Genomic DNA, 15,051 nt, shown 5'->3' with positions numbered 1-15,051 from the left:
GGGCGATGCACGATTGTGTTGCCGCTAAACTGCACGACCGCAGCAACCGCCTGCAGCCACACTTTCGGCCCTCACCGAGCCCCGCCTGACGCAAGCATACCGATGAAAAGCCCAAAATCATATCCGCTTTGTCTTTTCGAGTCAAACACTTAAGCTCGTACCAGCGCGATCTGCGCACAACCTCGTACGTCCCGCCCTTTCAGCCGTTGATCGACCATGCCAGACTCCCCAAAAAGCCCGCCACGCCTGATTCTGGCGTCGAGTTCTCCCTATCGCCGTGAGTTGCTTGGACGCCTTCGCATTCCATTCGACGTTGCGGTGCCCGCGATCGACGAATCCGCGCACGCCGACGAATCGCCCGACGCCACCGCTCTGCGGCTCGCCGAAGCGAAGGCTCGCGCGGTGGCCAGCGGGCTTCCCGCCGACGAAGCCGTCCTCGTAATCGGCTCCGACCAGGTCGCCACTTACGACGGCCTGCAAATCGGCAAGTCGGGCACCCACGACAAGGCGCTCGCACAATTGCAGGCGATGCGCGGCCGCGAGGTGTTGTTTCATAGCGCACTGTGTCTGTTCGACAGCCGCTCCCGAACTGCTCAGAGCGTCGACGTGATCACCCGCGTGCGATTCCGCGAACTGCCCGATGCAGCGCTCGAAGCCTATCTCCTCGCCGAAACGCCGTACGACGTCGCCGGCAGCGCCAAGTCCGAAGGGCTCGGCATTGCGCTGCTCGAAGCTATCCATTCCGACGATCCCACTGCGCTCGTCGGCCTGCCGCTGATAGCGCTCTCGGACATGCTGCTGACGGCGGGCTATCCGCTATTGGGGGCGCAATGAGCGGCACGCTTTATCTGATTCCGAACACCTTGGGCGAAGGCGACGCCGACGCGCTCGACGCCGTCCTGCCCGCCCCGGTGCGGGCTCGCGCGGCGGCGCTGCGGTACTACATCGGCGAGAACGCTAAGACCACGCGAGCATTTCTCAAGAAAGTCGGCACCGAGAAGCCCATCCAGGAAATCGAGATCCGCGAACTGAACGTCAACACGCCGGCCGGCGAGATCGACAAACTCCTTGCGCCGGTTCTGGCCGGCACGGACGCCGGCCTCGTATCGGAAGCGGGTTGCCCCGCGGTAGCCGATCCGGGCGCGCTGCTGGTGCGCCGGGCGCACGAACGCGGAGTCAAGGTCGTCCCGTTCGTAGGGCCGAGCTCGATCCTGCTCGCGCTGATGGCGTCCGGGCTCAACGGCCAGAGTTTTGCCTTCCACGGCTATTTGCCCGTCGACGCGGCCGAACGGGCCAAGCGTCTGCGCGATCTCGAACTGACGTCGCGCAAAGGCAAGCAGACGCAGATCTTCATTGAGACGCCGTATCGCAACCGCGCACTGCTGGACACCCTGCTGGCAACCTGCGCACCGTCGACACTTGTTTGTGTCGCCGTGGATCTGACGCTGCATACCGAAACCATCCGTAGCCACACGGTGGCCGACTGGAAGAAGAAACCGGCACTCGATCTGCATAAACGGCCGGCGATTTTTCTGATACTGGCGGCTTGAACGAGACGGACTCCCAGCCATTTCCGCGCAAAAAAGCCCCGCCCGGTCCGAACGACCGTGCGGGGCTTCCGTTATAGGCGGCCTTCGCTCCGATCAGCGCAAATTAAGCTTCCCGCCCAGCGCCATCGCGTGCACGGCGCCGTTGCCGACGGCCGCGCCGAATTTGCGCGCGACGCGGTCGGTGATGCTTTCCTTCACCGTGTAGTCGACGATGTCCGGCGCCTTGATAATCTCGCGCGCCACATAGTTGGCATCGCCAAAACCGTCGGCGAGGCCCAGTTCGACGCTCTTCTGACCGGTCCAGAAGAGCCCGGAGAACATGTCGGGCGTCTCGTGCAGGCGCTTGCCGCGACCTTGTCGAACTGCGTCGATGAATTGCCCGTGAATCTGGTCGAGCATTTCTTGCGCATGCTGGTCCATCTTCGGCGTTTCAGGCGAGAACGGGTCGTAAAAGCCTTTATTCTCGCCAGATGTATGCAGTCTGCGCTGGATCCCAAGCTTGTCCATGAGACCCGTGAAACCGAAGCCATCCATCAGCACGCCAATGGAGCCCACGATGCTCGCCTTGTCCACATAAATCTTGTCGCCGGCAGCGGCCGCGTAATAACCGCCCGACGCACACATGTCACCCACGACGACATACAGCGGAATTGACGGATGTTTTGCACGCAATCGACGGATTTCGTCGTAGATGATGCCTGCTTGCACAGGGCTCCCGCCCGGGCTGTTGCAGCGGAGAATCACCCCCGCAGTGCCCGCGTCGCCGAACGCACTTTCGAGCGCCGCACCGACATCTTCGGCGTTAGCGTTCGTATCGGCAGAGATCTCGCCATCAAGTGCGATCAACGCTGTATGGCGGCCCGTAGCCGCCAGCTTGTCGCCCGAAAATATGAACACCACCCAGATCACCAGCCCCAGCAAGACAAGGAACAGCAGACGGAAGAAGATTTTCCAGCGGCGCGCGGCGCGTTGTTCGTTGATCGCAGCGAGCGCTATGCGCTCGAGCGCCGCGCGTTCCCAGCCGGGCTCATCGGCGGAAACGCGGCTGCGGCCGCTCATGGCCGGTTCTTTCGTTTCAGGCGTCAAATTGTCGGACATGCGTGCAGTGGAATTTTTGAGGAAGACAGATCAAAACGCGGATCAGGACGCGGCGGGTTGCAACTCTCCGTCTGGAAGCCAGAACACAGCGCGGCCCTCGGGTGTATCGCGCTCGTCTACCTGCAGGGCCCGCAGCCTCGCGCCGCGGCACGGACCACCTACGCATTTGCCGGTATCCGGCGCGTAAATTGCCCCATGTGTGGCGCACATCAAGTATAAACCGGACGATTCGAAGAACTGGCCCTCTGCCCAATCCAGCTCCATCGGAACGTGAGCGCAACGGTTGAGATAGCCGTGGACACGGCCTTCGTAGCGAACGAAAAACACCACGACTTCGTCGGCCCCGATTCTGGCAGCACGCCGCACGCCCGTGCCGCCGTCCACGAGTTCCCCCGATGCGCACACCCGCACCGCCTGCACGGTAGCCTCGCCCCCGCCCGCGCTTACGCCGGTGCTCATGCGTTTTCCCTCAACCAGCTCGACAGCGCACTGACACTGGACGCAACGTATTTCGGCGACAGCGCGCTCAACGACCCGGCCGGATGCGCGCCGTAGGTAACACCGACACCGGCGACTCCCGCGTTGATCGCCATCTGCAGGTCATGTGTCGTATCACCGACCATCACCGTGCGCACCGGGTCCTGTCCCAGTTCGCGCGTCAATTCGTGCAACATGGCCGGATGCGGCTTGGAAAATGTCTCGTCCGCGCAGCGGGTGCCGTCGAACAGGCTGGTCAGCCGCACCTGATCGAGGGCGCGGTTAAGTCCAACGCGGCTTTTGCCCGTGGCCACCGCCAGCAGATAACCCTGATCGCGCAACTCCTGCAGCATTTCGCGCACGCCGACGAATAACTCGGTGGTCTGATCTTTCACCAGATAGTGAAACCGGTAGCGCTCGGCGAGCCGCGGATAGTCGCTCGGATCGAGCGTGGGCGCCGCGATTTGCAGCGCGTCGCGCAAGCCGAGGCCGATGACATAGCTCGCGGCTTCGTCCGCTGGAACCGGCAGACCGAGATCACGGCACGCCGCCTGGATGCTGCGCGTGATGTGCGCGGTCGAATCCATCAGCGTTCCGTCCCAGTCGAAGACGATCAGGTCAAATTGCTCTCTAGCCATGCGGTGCCGTCTCCGGGTGTGACCCATTTCGTAATTCGTTCAGTTGCGCGATGAAATTCCGGCATTCGGCCGGCAACGGCGCCTCCAGTTGCAGCGGCGCGCCGGTTGCCGGGTGCGTAAGCTTCAGCCGGTAAGCGTGCAGGAACATGCGCTTGAGCCCGGGTCTAGCATTCGCGCGAGCGAGCGCCTTGTTCAGCGCGAAGTCGCCGTATTTGGCATCGCCGACAATCGGCAGTTCCAGATGCTGCAGATGAACGCGGATCTGATGCGTGCGGCCCGTCTTCAGCTCCGCTTCGAGCAACGCATAGTCGGGCCAGCGGTCGATCAGATTGAAGACCGTGTGCGACGCCAGACCGTCGGCCTGCACGCGCACGCGCCGCTCGCCGTCCGCGGTCAGGTATTTGTGCAGCGGCTCCTTGACGGCGCGGCGGCGCCCCCAGTCGCTCGCCCATTCGCCGTGGACGCACGCATAGTAGCGCTTATCCATCCTGTTCTCGCGGATCTGGTCGTGAAGATTCACGAGCGCCGAACGCTTCTTGGCGAGCATGAGGATGCCGGAGGTTTCGCGATCCAGCCGATGCACCAGCTCGAGAAATTTCGCCTGCGGCCGCGCCTCGCGCATCTGCTCAATCACTCCGAACGCGACGCCGCTGCCGCCGTGCACCGCGACACCCGCCGGTTTGTCGATGACGAGCAGGTGTTCGTCTTCGAAAATGGTCCGGAACTCCGCGCTGGGCACCGGCGCGTGGGCGGCCGCCTGGTTAGGCTGCGCGACGCGGATGGGCGGCACGCGCACGAGATCGCCGAGTTCGAGCCGGTACTGCGCGTCGATCCGGCCCTTGTTCACACGCACTTCCCCGCTACGCAGGATGCGATAAATGTGGCTCTTGGGGACGCCTTTACAGACCCGCAACAGAAAGTTGTCGATGCGCTGTCCGGCCGCGCTGTCGTCGATCTCGATCACTGAGACCTGATCGCTCGCGACCGCGCTTGTTACCGATTTCTGGGATATTTTGCCTAACTCTTTCATTCTGAATATAATTTGCCCAGCAGTCTGCGGCGGCCGGCGCAGTGTCCGGAATTCGGGCGGATTGCGCAGGTGCAAGCGTAAATCGTTATTTTACTTGCGCCGGGGTCTGGTTGCTCACCCTGAAAATGAGATGCAACAAGTTGCACGCACGAGGTCAGTACCCGGCAGGGACGGCGCCCACAGGCGCGTTCGGTCAAGGTCGGCTTCGACGGTAACGGAATTTTGGTAAAAAAGAATTTAACTTCCAGCTTCGGTATCGGGCGTCTTACGCCCTGCTGTACGAAGCTGCGAGTTGCGAAAATACGGCGTGCGCCCATGGCGTCTTGTAGAAAGTACAAGACTTGGCGACGTCAAAATGAGGCGAGACACCCCCAGCAGGAAAAGACGCGCCGCTTGCGCGAACTTCCCGTTGCGGCATGACCGCAGCCTTCGACCCTCCGGTCACGCGCCCAGTTGGCGCACCGGCGAGAGGGGACGAAAGGCTCATGAAGGTCTGCCGGCAGAACCCGCGGCGTGTCGGGTCGTTATTTGAAGCCGTGTTCGCATGTGCCCTGCGGCACCGCGCTCCTTCTTTATGGAGCCGGGCCCTCTCAGGCAATTCTCCCGCCATTTTTCCTGCTCCAGCGTGCTTGTGAAAACACAATAAGGCGCGGCATGCCGCTGCCCGCTTCGCGCTCGCGACTGACAACCGCGAAGGCGACGCGCGCCGGCCGAGCCGCTCTGGAGCCGTTCCATGAAACGCATGTTGTTCAATGCGACGCAGCAGGAAGAACTGCGCGTTGCCATCGTCGATGGGCAAAAACTCATCGACATCGACATCGAAACCGCCGGGCGCGAACAGCGCAAAGGCAATATTTACAAGGGCATCATTACCCGCATCGAGCCGTCGCTCGAAGCCTGTTTCGTCAACTACGGCGAAGACCGCCACGGCTTTCTGCCGTTCAAGGAAGTCGCCCGCCAGTATTTCCGCGACGGCGTCGACATGCGCTCCGCGCGCATTCAGGACGCGCTCAAGGAAGGTCAGGAACTGATCGTCCAGGTCGAAAAGGAAGAGCGCGGCAACAAGGGCGCCGCCCTCACCACGTTCATTTCGCTCGCCGGACGCTATCTGGTCCTGATGCCGAACAACCCGCGCGGCGGCGGCGTGTCGCGCCGGATCGAAGGCGACGACCGTCAGGAACTGCGCGAAACCATGGCGCAGCTGCAATTGCCGGAAGGCATGAGCATCATCGCGCGCACCGCTGGTATTGGCCGCAGCGCCGAAGAGTTGCAGTGGGACCTGAACTACCTGATGCAGCTGTGGCGCGCGATCGAAGCCGCGTCTCAAAGCGGTTCGGCCGGCCAGCCGATGCTGATTTATCTCGAATCGAGCCTGGTAATCCGCGCGATTCGCGACTATTTCCAGCCGGACATCGGCGAAATTCTGATCGACACCACCGAAATTCATGACCAGGCGCGCGCCTTCATGGACATCGTGATGCCGGACAACGTCAGCAAGGTCAAGCGCTATCACGACGATGTGCCGCTTTTCTCGCGCTTCCAGATCGAACATCAGATTGAAACGGCGTACTCGCGCACTGTGCCGCTGCCCTCGGGCGGCGCCATCGTGATCGACCACACCGAAGCGCTGGTCGCAATCGACGTGAACTCGGCCCGCGCCACCAAGGGCGCCGATATCGAGGAAACGGCCGCGCGCACCAACCTCGAAGCCGCCGACGAAGTCGCGCGCCAGTTGCGCCTGCGCGACCTGGGCGGCCTGATCGTGATCGACTTCATCGACATGGAGTCGGCCAAGAGCCAGCGCGAAGTCGAGCAACGCCTGAAGGACGCGCTCAAGCACGACCGTGCGCGCGTGCAGATGGGCAAAATTTCGCGCTTCGGCCTGATGGAACTGTCGCGTCAGCGTCTGCGTCCGGCTCTGTCGGAAGGCAGCCACGTGACCTGCCCGCGTTGCAACGGCACGGGCCACATCCGCGATACCGAATCGTCCGCGCTGCAAGTGCTGCGGATCATTCAGGAAGAAGCAATGAAGGAAAACACCGCGGCGATCCATTGCCAGGTGCCGGTCGAGGTGACCGCCTTCCTGCTGAACGAAAAGCGTTCGGAGATCAACAAGATCGAATCGCGCTTCAAGGTGAACGTCGTGTTGGTGCCGAACAAGCACCTGGATACGCCGCATTACAAGCTCGAACGCCTGCGTCATGACGATGCTCGCCTCGACGAACCGCGCGCTTCGTGGAAGATGGCCGAAGAAGCGGCTCGCGAGCTGGAGTCGGAAACCGGCTACAGCAAGCGCACCGAAGAAGTGAAACCGAAGCAGGAAGCGGCGGTCAAGGGCATCACGCCCGAGAAGCCGGCGCCGAGCGCGCCGGTTCGCCCGGTCGCAGCGCCGGCTCCGGTCGCGGTCACGCAGGCGAGCGGCGGCTTCATCGGCTGGCTGAAAAATCTGTTCGGCATGCAGCCGGCGGCGCCGGCGCCCGTTGCGCCTGCGGCTACCGAAAAGCAAGCGCGTCCGCAACAACGTGGCGAGCGTTCGGAGCGCGGTGAGCGCACCGGCGAACGCGGCGGCGACCGCAACCGCAATCGCCGTAGCGGCGCGGGTGGCCGCGATGCGGCGCCCCGTGGCGAAGCTACGAACGGCGGCCGTCAGGGCCAGCAGCCTTCGCAGCGTCGCGAGGAACGCGAGCCGCGCGAAGGCCGCGAGGTGCGCGAAGCACGCGAAGGCCGTGAGCCGCGCGAGGCACGCGAACCGCGCGGCAACCGGGAAGCGCGTGAAGGCCGCGAACCGCGCGAAGCACGCGAACCGCGCGAAGGCCGTGAAAGCCGCGAGCGCGACAATCGCGGCGGCGAGCGGGCTGAAACGGTGGAAGGCGCACCGCGTGGCGAGCGCCAGGAACGCGGCGAGCGCCGCGAACGTGGCGAACGCGGTGAGCGTGGCGAGCGCCGCAAGCCGCAGACAGAAACCGCCGATGCGTTGACCCAGGCCGAGGCCCAAACCGCGGAAGAACTGGCTCTGGCGCAAAACCAGCCCGCCGTTACTGACAACGCTGCGCCGGTCGATCAGGAAGCAGTGGCGCGTGAGGGCGAAGAGCGTCGTCGTCGCCGTCGCGGCCGTCGCGGTGGTCGTCGTGAGCGTGAGGAAGACGTGAACGGCAACCTGGCTGCGGACGTCGCGGAAGCGGAAGGCGACAACGTCAACGTCAGCGACGATGCACCGGTGCGCACCGCGCATCAGCCGGTGGAATCGAAGCCGGAAGTGAACGAAGTCCGGGAAGCGAAGGAAGTGGCGCCGGTGGAAGTCGTGGTTGCCGCGGTTGCAACCGAGACGGCTGTCGTCACGGAACTCCACGCTGCAACCGAAACACCGGCTCTCGCCGCCGAAAAGGCAGCGAAGACGGAAACGGTCGTGCCGGTCGCCGAACTGCCGGCTGCTCCGACTGCCGTTGAACCGGTCGCGCAAACGCCGGTTGCACAAGCCACGGTGCCGGTCGAACCGGCGCAGGCTGCACCGGCTGCGTCGGAGACGGTGTCGCTGGTGGAACCGGTCGTTCGTGAAGAGGCAGCGGCCGTTGCGCCGGCAGCCGAAGCGCAAGTCGCGCAGGCTCCCGTCGAACCTGTTGCCGCCGCTCCTGCGGAAGTAATCGTAGCGCCGGTTGCGGAGCCCGCACCGCAACCGGAGATCGTCGAGCCGAAACCAGTCGTCGCAGCAGTCGCGCCGGCTGTGGAATCGGCAGCGGTCGAGCCGGCGCCTGTCGCCGTCGCGCCGCAGCAAGCCGCCAAAGCCGTCGAAGCCGCCGAAGCCGCGCAGGCATCGCAAGCGCCGTCAGCGTCGCGCGCATCGTTCAACGGTGGCGTCTCGGCTGAAGCTCTGAAGCCGGTGCTGGAGCAAGCCGGTCTCGTCTGGGTCAATACAGACGCCGACAAGCTGCGCGCAGCACAAGAAGCCGCCGCGCAAACGGTGAAACCGCCGCGCGTGGTGCGTGAGCGCAAGCCGTTGCCGCCGCTCGACACTGCGCCGATGCAGCAAGTGGAAACGGACAAGCACCCGCAGTAAGCTTGCGACCTCGCTTCGAAGAGCCCGCCCTCACCGGCGGGCTTTTTGTTTTTGCGCACGCGAAACGCATCCCCCTCGCGAACTCCCTGCCCTCCCCGTAAACCCCGACAGGGGTCGGCATCGCCCAGCCGTTTAAGGCATTTCCGATAGAATGAAGAACTCGCCTTCCCCGTTTGGCACAACGCAAGCAACTCATGTCCCGACGCATCATCCCTGTTGCCGACCTCAGCGCGGCGCCGGTCATTGCCGGCCCAGTGCAGACGCCTAGCGGCGCGCTGCACGATACGCTCGCGCGTCCGTTGCGAGACCTGCGCATCTCGGTGACGGACCGTTGCAATTTCCGCTGCGTCTACTGCATGCCGCGCGCCGTGTTCGACAAGGACTACGCATTCCTGCCGCACAGCGCGTTGTTGAGCTTCGAGGAAATCGAGCGGCTTGCGCGGCTCTTCGTCGCACATGGTGTCGAAAAAATTCGCCTGACGGGTGGCGAGCCGCTATTGCGCAAGAACCTCGAATTTCTGATCGAGCGCCTTGCGCAGCTCACTACGCCGGCCGGCCGCCCGCTCGATCTGACGCTCACCACGAACGGCTCGCTGCTCGCCCGCAAGGCGCGCAGCCTCAAGGACGCAGGCCTCACCCGGGTAACCGTCAGCCTAGACGCGCTCGACGACATGCTGTTTCGCCGCATGAACGACGCCGACTTCGCGGTGGCCGACGTTCTCGACGGAATCGCCGCCGCGCATGCCGTAGGCCTCGCGCCAGTGAAGGTCAACATGGTGGTCAAGCGCGGCACGAACGACAGCGAAATCGTGCCGATGGCACGCCATTTCAAAGGCTCGGACGCCGTGCTGCGCTTCATCGAATACATGGACGTGGGCACGTCCAACGGTTGGAACATGACCGAAGTGCTGCCGTCCGCGGACGTCATCGCGCGCATCGCCGAGCATTTCCCGCTTGCGCCGCTCGAAGCGCACAGTGCAGCCGAAACAGCGCAGCGCTGGGCTTATGCCGACGGCAGCGGCGAAATCGGCGTCATTTCGAGCGTGACCCGCGCTTTTTGTGCGAGTTGCACCCGTGCGCGCCTTTCGACCGAGGGCAAGTTGTACCTGTGCCTGTTCGCATCGGCGGGCCACGATCTGCGCGCGTTGCTGCGCAACGGGGCAAGCGACGCCGAAATCGCAACCGCCGTCGCCGAAATCTGGCAAGGCCGCAGCGACCGCTATTCGCAATTGCGCGGCAGCCATGCGGCCGACTCACGCGAGCTGGACGCGCGGCGCGTCGAAATGTCGTACATAGGCGGCTGATCGCTGGCATGGAGCAAGCCGCAGCGCCGACGCGCGAACAGATCACGGGCCTGCTGCTCGCGGGCGGCCGCGGTACACGCATGGGCGGCGCCGACAAGGGTTTGCAAACATTGCACGGCGAACCGCTCGCCACCCATGTGCTGAAGCGCCTTGCGCCGCAGACGGGCGCGCTGCTGATCAGCGCCAATCGCCACCCGGACATTTACGCGGCACTGGGTGGGCCGTTCGGCGCAGAGATTGTCGCCGACACGCTACCCGAATTTCCGGGACCGTTGGCCGGTTTGCTGGCCGGTCTGCGCGCCACTCGCAACGAATATCTGCTGAGCGCGCCGTGTGACACGCCCTGGCTCCCCGGCGACCTCGCCGCCCGCCTTGCTCAGGCGCTTGCTGCAAACGCGGCCGACATCGCCACCGTCACAACCATTGAGGCCGACGGCAATGTATCGCTCCATCCGGTTTTCGCGCTGCTGCGCACCGGTCTCGCCGACGACCTCGCCGCCTTTCTAGCCGCCGGCGAGCGCAAGGTTCGCGCGTGGTACGCGCGCCACAAGACCGTGGAAGTCGCCTTTACCGACGAGCGCGCGTTTTACAATATCAATTCGCTACAAGAACTCGCCGACCTCGAGCGTCATCGGGGCCCCGGCTGAATCCCGCTCCGCCGCACGGCAAGCGCCATCCTGGCCGCCAGCCGCGACGTCCAGCTCTTCATGACCACGCATAACGAATTTTCCCGCTGCGTCGCGCAGTACGATCCTCATGCGCTACCTGTTTCGGCTGCTCAGGCGATTACTCGCCAGTGGGCGAAGCCGGTTACGGCCGTCGAACGCGTGGCGTTGCGCGACGCACTCGACCGCGTGCTGGCCGCAGACATCGTTTCGCCGATCGACGTGCCGTCGCACGACAATTCCGCAATGGACGGCTATGCGTTCAACGGCGCCGCATTGCCGGGCGGCGCGCCGTTCGCCGAGCTGACCATCGTCGGCAAAGCTTTAGCGGGACATCCGTTTGCTGGCCCCGTCGGAGCAGCGCAATGCGTGCGTGTCATGACAGGCGCATGCATTCCGGAAGGCTGCGACACAGTGGTGCCGCAGGAACTGGTCGAGCGCAGTGCCGACTCCTCTTCAATCAGGTTTGCAGCCGACGCGGTGCAAGCCGGCGCGAACCGGCGGCTTGCGGGCGAGGATCTCGCTCGCGGTCACGTTGCATTGCATGCGGGCCGTGTGATCCGCGCATCCGACCTTGGCCTGCTGGCTTCGCTCGGCATCGGCGAAATCAATGTTCGACGGCGCTTGCGCGTCGCATTCTTTTCCACCGGCGACGAACTGCGCTCCTTGGGCGAGCCGCTCGACGCGGGCGCGGTCTACGACAGCAACCGCTACACGCTCTTTGCCATGTTGCGGCGCCTGAATGTGGAAGCGCTGGATCTCGGCGTGATCCGTGACGAGCCCGCAGCCCTCGAAGCCGCGCTGCGCAGCGCCGCGGAGAGTGCCGACGTGGTGCTGACCTCCGGCGGCGTCTCAGTCGGCGAGGCGGATTTCACAAGGCAGCTGTTGCAGACATTCGGCGACGTCGCGTTCTGGAGTCTCGCCATGCGCCCGGGCCGCCCCCTCGCGTTTGGCCGCATATGGTCGGGCGAGCGGCCGGGTCTTGGACTACCTGCGTTATTCTTCGGTCTGCCGGGCAATCCGGTTGCCGTGATGGTGACGTTCTATCAGATCGTGCGCGAAGTGCTGCTGCTCATGTCGGGCGCCGCGCCGCAGCCGCTGCCGCTGATTCACGCGGTGAGCTTGCAGCCAATCGGCAAACGCGCCGGGCGCACTGAGTTCCAGCGCGGCATGGCCTGCCAGGCCGCGAACGGCCAGTGGCAAGTCACGCCGACAGGCTCGCAAAGCTCCGGCGTATTGAGTTCGATGAGCGAGGCCAATTGTTTTATCGTGCTCGGCCATGAAGAAGGCGACATTGGCGAGGGCGAACGCGTAAGTATCATGCTGTTCCACGGCTTGATCTGACGCTTCTGCCTCGCGGCGCTTTCATCCACGGTCACATTCAGCTTTACCCATTACCACTACGACATGCGGGTTTGACTTACATGAAAAAACAGATCTCGTTCATTGCACCGGGACAGACGGCCAAAGCGCTTATCCTCGTCTATCTGACGTTCTCTGTGCCGATCGTGCTGCTCGGCGTGCTCGTCGCGTTCGTGCGCTACGGTTCCGTCGAACTGAGCACCGTGTTCAGTGCGCTGCTGTTGAATGCGATTCTTGGCTTCATCCTGCTGTGGATCGCATGCCACGCATACAACTGGGTTGCGTCGCGATTCGGCGGCATTGAAATCCAGCTGACCGACGCACCGGAAGAAGCCTGATGCCTGCGCCGCTCCGCGCCACTGCCGCCGCGCCCGCGGACACGGCAGGCGCGGACTGCTGACGCTCACGCGCGGCGCCAGCCTTACCACCTTATTGTTCGTCGGGGTCGACGCCCGGCAACGCACCGCCTATCAGACCATTCGCCTCCTCGCCGGGCAGCGCCTCGACATCGCGCAGCTTGCGATTCATCGCGCGGGTGCGCGTCTCGGCCGCCTCGATGGAGCGCGTGACTGTTTCGAGTTGCGCTTTGGTCTTTGCCAGCACGTCGCCGAACTTGCCGAACTCCGTCTTGACCGCGCCGAGCACCTGCCACACCTCACTCGAGCGCCGCTCGATGGCAAGCGTGCGAAAACCCATCTGCAAACTGTTGAGCAACGCGGTCAGCGTAGTGGGGCCTGCAATCGTCACGCGGTAATCGCGTTGCAGCAGATCCGACAAACCCGGCCGACGCAGCACTTCGGCGTAGAGACCCTCGGTGGGCAGATAGAGCAGCGCGAAATCGGTGGTGTGCGGCGGCGACACGTATTTTTCGGCGATGGCGCGTGCCTCCGCGCGAATCCTCGCTTCGAGCGCACGCGAAGCTTCTTCCACTGCGGCGGGGTCGGCCCGTTCCTGCGCGTCGATAAGGCGCTCGTAATCCTCGCGCGGAAATTTGGCGTCGATAGGCAGCCATACCGGCGCGGCCGCACCGCCCGCCTCGACCCGTCCAGGCAAGCGGATAGCGAACTCGACGCGATCCGCGCTCTTCGGCACGGTGGCCACGTTCTTCGCGTATTGGTCGGCGGTGAGCAGCTGCTCGAGCAACGCTTCAAGCTGCACTTCGCCCCAGGTGCCGCGCGTTTTCACGTTCGTCAGCACCTTCTTCAGATCGCCCACGCCGGCCGCGAGCGTCTGCATTTCGCCAAGGCCGCGATGTACCTGTTCGAGCCGGTCCGACACGAGCTTGAACGACTCGCCAAGGCGTTGTTCGAGCGTGGCATGCAGTTTTTCGTCGACGGTACGGCGCATTTCATCCAGCTTGCTGGCATTGTTCGCCTCGATGTCCTTCAGCCGTTGTTCGATGGTCGCGCGAATCTCGGCGAAGCGGCGATCATTGACCTCCGTGAGTTGCCCGAGCTGCAGGCTGAGGGTATCGCCGAACTGCTTGAGTGAGCGCCCCTGTTCGTCACGCGCCTGCTGCGCCTGCTGCTGAAGGCTGTGACGCACCGCGTCGAGTTGCTGCGCGAATCCGTCGATCTTGCCGCCCTGCACGGTCGTCATGCTGCTGAATTGCGCGGCCAGCGTTTGCTGGAAATGCGCGAAGCCGCTGCTCTGCTCGGTACGCGACACGCGCGCGGTCTCGGTGATGTCATTGCGCAATTGCCGCTCGAGGCGCTCATATGCATGAGCCTGCGCGTCGGCTGCGGTATCGATGCGTTCGTTCAGCATTTCAAACTGCTCGTGCTCACTAGCGCGACCGTGGACTCGCATCAGCAAGACCACGGTAAGCACGAGCGCAACCGCCAGCACTGCGACGGCCGCGATAAGAATCATCGTCATGCACGCGCCCGGCCGATAACTTCGGCATTGATCGGGTTGGGCGGCTGACCGGCGCGCGGACCTTGGCCAAGGCCGGCAATCAGATTGTCCGCGGCGAGGTTGGCCATTGCGCGGCGCGTCGCCTCGGTTGCGCTCGCAATATGCGGCGTCAACACGATGTTCGGCACGCTCAGCAGATCGGGATTCAGATTCGGCTCGCCCTCGAAAACGTCGAGGCCGGCCGCGGCGATCTGCCTGGAGCGCAGCGCCTCGCCGAGCGCCGCGTCGTCGACGATGCCGCCGCGCGCGATGTTGGTCAGCGTCGCAGTCGGCTTCATCAGCGCGAGTTCGGCAGCGCCGATCGTGTGATGGTTCTCCTTCGTGTACGGCAGCACGAGCACCACGTGATCGGCGCGCCGGAGCAGGTCCTGCTTCGACACATATTCGGCATTCAGTTCGGCTTCGATGTCGGGCGCGACCCGCGAGCGGTTGTGATAAATGACCTGCATATTGAAGCCTCGCGCGCGCCGTGCGAGCGCCTGGCCGATCCGGCCCATACCGATCACGCCCAACGTCGAGCCGTGGATATCGCCACCGAGAAAGCCGTCATACGCCCACTTCTGCCACTTGCCGGCGCGCAGCCAGTGCTCCGACTCCGCGATGCGCCGAGCCGCAGCCATCATCAGCGCCCAGCCGAAGTCCGCGGTCGACTCGTTCAACACGTCCGGCGTATTGGTGCCGAGCACGTTGGCTGCGTTGAACGCCGCCATGTCGAAGTTGTTGTAACCCACCGCCATATTCGACACCACGCGAAGGCGCGGCGCGGCCGCGAGAACCTCCGCGCCGACAGGATCGCCCGCGGTCAGTGCGCCGTCCTTGTCAACGAGACGGCGCTTCAGTTCTTCCGCGGATAGCACGTCGCCCTGATTCCAGTCGACGTCGAAATACTGTTTGAGCCGTTCGATCACATCGGGAAAAATCGGACGGGCGACGAGTATCTTCTGCATTGCAATTCT

At 64.0% G+C, this 15,051-nt stretch carries 13 protein-coding genes; 7 read left to right on the top strand and 6 right to left on the bottom strand.

Annotated features, from left to right (window positions below; genetic code table 11):
- The first annotated feature begins 216 nt into the window (after window positions 1-216).
- Window positions 217-834, top strand: coding sequence for a Maf-like protein (locus RW095_RS23755; protein ID WP_317021409.1), 618 nt, complete (start codon window positions 217-219; stop codon window positions 832-834).
- Window positions 831-1,550: an SAM-dependent methyltransferase gene (locus tag RW095_RS23750; protein ID WP_317021408.1), complete on the top strand. Its 720-nt coding sequence runs from the start codon at window positions 831-833 to the stop codon at window positions 1,548-1,550. The genes RW095_RS23755 and RW095_RS23750 overlap by 4 nt, the downstream gene beginning before the upstream one ends.
- Window positions 1,551-1,643: 93 nt before the next feature.
- Here RW095_RS23750 and RW095_RS23745 read toward each other — a convergent pair whose 3' ends face one another.
- The 4 genes from RW095_RS23745 to RW095_RS23730 are packed head-to-tail and all read right to left on the bottom strand — an operon-like array spanning window position 1,644 to window position 4,793.
- A complete protein-coding gene (locus RW095_RS23745) occupies window positions 1,644-2,648 on the bottom strand; it encodes a S49 family peptidase (RefSeq protein WP_317021407.1) in 1,005 nt (334 codons plus the stop codon).
- Window positions 2,649-2,690: 42 nt separating this feature from the next.
- Complete coding sequence (locus tag RW095_RS23740) at window positions 2,691-3,107, bottom strand: Rieske (2Fe-2S) protein (protein ID WP_317021406.1); 417 nt, start codon at window positions 3,105-3,107, stop codon at window positions 2,691-2,693.
- On the bottom strand, window positions 3,104-3,763 hold the full coding sequence (locus RW095_RS23735) for an HAD-IA family hydrolase (protein WP_128595600.1): 660 nt from the start codon (window positions 3,761-3,763) through the stop codon (window positions 3,104-3,106). Before RW095_RS23735 ends, RW095_RS23740 begins: the two co-directional genes overlap by 4 nt.
- Window positions 3,756-4,793 carry an RluA family pseudouridine synthase gene (locus RW095_RS23730; RefSeq protein WP_317021405.1) on the bottom strand — a complete coding sequence of 346 codons (1,038 nt, stop codon included), beginning with the start codon at window positions 4,791-4,793 and terminating at the stop codon, window positions 3,756-3,758. Before RW095_RS23730 ends, RW095_RS23735 begins: the two co-directional genes overlap by 8 nt.
- 733 nt (window positions 4,794-5,526) lie before the next feature.
- Between RW095_RS23730 and RW095_RS23725 the strand changes: the two genes are divergently transcribed.
- The 5 genes from RW095_RS23725 to RW095_RS23705 all read left to right on the top strand — a co-directional run bounded on the left by RW095_RS23725 (window position 5,527) and on the right by RW095_RS23705 (window position 12,516).
- The gene (locus RW095_RS23725) at window positions 5,527-8,847 is read left to right on the top strand and encodes an Rne/Rng family ribonuclease (protein WP_317021404.1); all 3,321 of its coding nucleotides are present in this window, start codon (window positions 5,527-5,529) and stop codon (window positions 8,845-8,847) included.
- 194 nt (window positions 8,848-9,041) lie between these two features.
- Window positions 9,042-10,151 (top strand): GTP 3',8-cyclase MoaA, encoded by a 1,110-nt coding sequence (gene moaA, locus RW095_RS23720; protein WP_317021403.1) that lies wholly within the window; start codon window positions 9,042-9,044, stop codon window positions 10,149-10,151.
- Window positions 10,152-10,159: 8 nt separating this feature from the next.
- A complete protein-coding gene (gene mobA, locus RW095_RS23715; protein ID WP_317021402.1) occupies window positions 10,160-10,798 on the top strand; it encodes a molybdenum cofactor guanylyltransferase MobA in 639 nt (212 codons plus the stop codon).
- 60 nt (window positions 10,799-10,858) lie between these two features.
- Entirely contained in the window at window positions 10,859-12,160 is a 1,302-nt protein-coding gene (gene moeA / locus RW095_RS23710; protein WP_317021401.1) for a molybdopterin molybdotransferase MoeA, read from the top strand.
- A gap of 80 nt (window positions 12,161-12,240) precedes the next feature.
- Complete coding sequence (locus RW095_RS23705; protein WP_006053283.1) at window positions 12,241-12,516, top strand: hypothetical protein; 276 nt, start codon at window positions 12,241-12,243, stop codon at window positions 12,514-12,516.
- A gap of 91 nt (window positions 12,517-12,607) precedes the next feature.
- On the opposite strand, the gene rmuC is transcribed toward RW095_RS23705, so the two are convergent.
- Together rmuC and RW095_RS23695 are read right to left on the bottom strand one after the other, a co-directional pair.
- Complete coding sequence (rmuC, locus tag RW095_RS23700; RefSeq protein WP_317021400.1) at window positions 12,608-14,056, bottom strand: DNA recombination protein RmuC; 1,449 nt, start codon at window positions 14,054-14,056, stop codon at window positions 12,608-12,610.
- Window positions 14,053-15,042, bottom strand: a complete 990-nt coding sequence (locus RW095_RS23695; RefSeq protein WP_317021399.1) for a 2-hydroxyacid dehydrogenase — start codon at window positions 15,040-15,042, stop codon at window positions 14,053-14,055. Before RW095_RS23695 ends, rmuC begins: the two co-directional genes overlap by 4 nt.
- Between the last annotated feature and the right edge of the window lie 9 nt (window positions 15,043-15,051).

It is taken from the genome of Paraburkholderia kirstenboschensis (genome assembly GCF_032806925.1).
GTDB lineage: Bacteria > Pseudomonadota > Gammaproteobacteria > Burkholderiales > Burkholderiaceae > Paraburkholderia > Paraburkholderia kirstenboschensis.
This window is presented reverse-complemented; position numbering and strand designations above follow the sequence as displayed.

Coding starts and splice junctions, on each gene's coding strand:
- RW095_RS23755 (WP_317021409.1), top strand. CDS start 217: ATGCCAGACTCCCCAAAAAGCCCGCCACGCCTGATTCTGGCGTCGAGT.
- RW095_RS23750 (WP_317021408.1), top strand. CDS start 831: ATGAGCGGCACGCTTTATCTGATTCCGAACACCTTGGGCGAAGGCGAC.
- RW095_RS23745 (WP_317021407.1), bottom strand. CDS start 2,648: ATGTCCGACAATTTGACGCCTGAAACGAAAGAACCGGCCATGAGCGGC.
- RW095_RS23740 (WP_317021406.1), bottom strand. CDS start 3,107: ATGAGCACCGGCGTAAGCGCGGGCGGGGGCGAGGCTACCGTGCAGGCG.
- RW095_RS23735 (WP_128595600.1), bottom strand. CDS start 3,763: ATGGCTAGAGAGCAATTTGACCTGATCGTCTTCGACTGGGACGGAACG.
- RW095_RS23730 (WP_317021405.1), bottom strand. CDS start 4,793: ATGAAAGAGTTAGGCAAAATATCCCAGAAATCGGTAACAAGCGCGGTC.
- RW095_RS23725 (WP_317021404.1), top strand. CDS start 5,527: ATGAAACGCATGTTGTTCAATGCGACGCAGCAGGAAGAACTGCGCGTT.
- moaA (WP_317021403.1), top strand. CDS start 9,042: ATGTCCCGACGCATCATCCCTGTTGCCGACCTCAGCGCGGCGCCGGTC.
- mobA (WP_317021402.1), top strand. CDS start 10,160: ATGGAGCAAGCCGCAGCGCCGACGCGCGAACAGATCACGGGCCTGCTG.
- moeA (WP_317021401.1), top strand. CDS start 10,859: ATGACCACGCATAACGAATTTTCCCGCTGCGTCGCGCAGTACGATCCT.
- RW095_RS23705 (WP_006053283.1), top strand. CDS start 12,241: ATGAAAAAACAGATCTCGTTCATTGCACCGGGACAGACGGCCAAAGCG.
- rmuC (WP_317021400.1), bottom strand. CDS start 14,056: ATGACGATGATTCTTATCGCGGCCGTCGCAGTGCTGGCGGTTGCGCTC.
- RW095_RS23695 (WP_317021399.1), bottom strand. CDS start 15,042: ATGCAGAAGATACTCGTCGCCCGTCCGATTTTTCCCGATGTGATCGAA.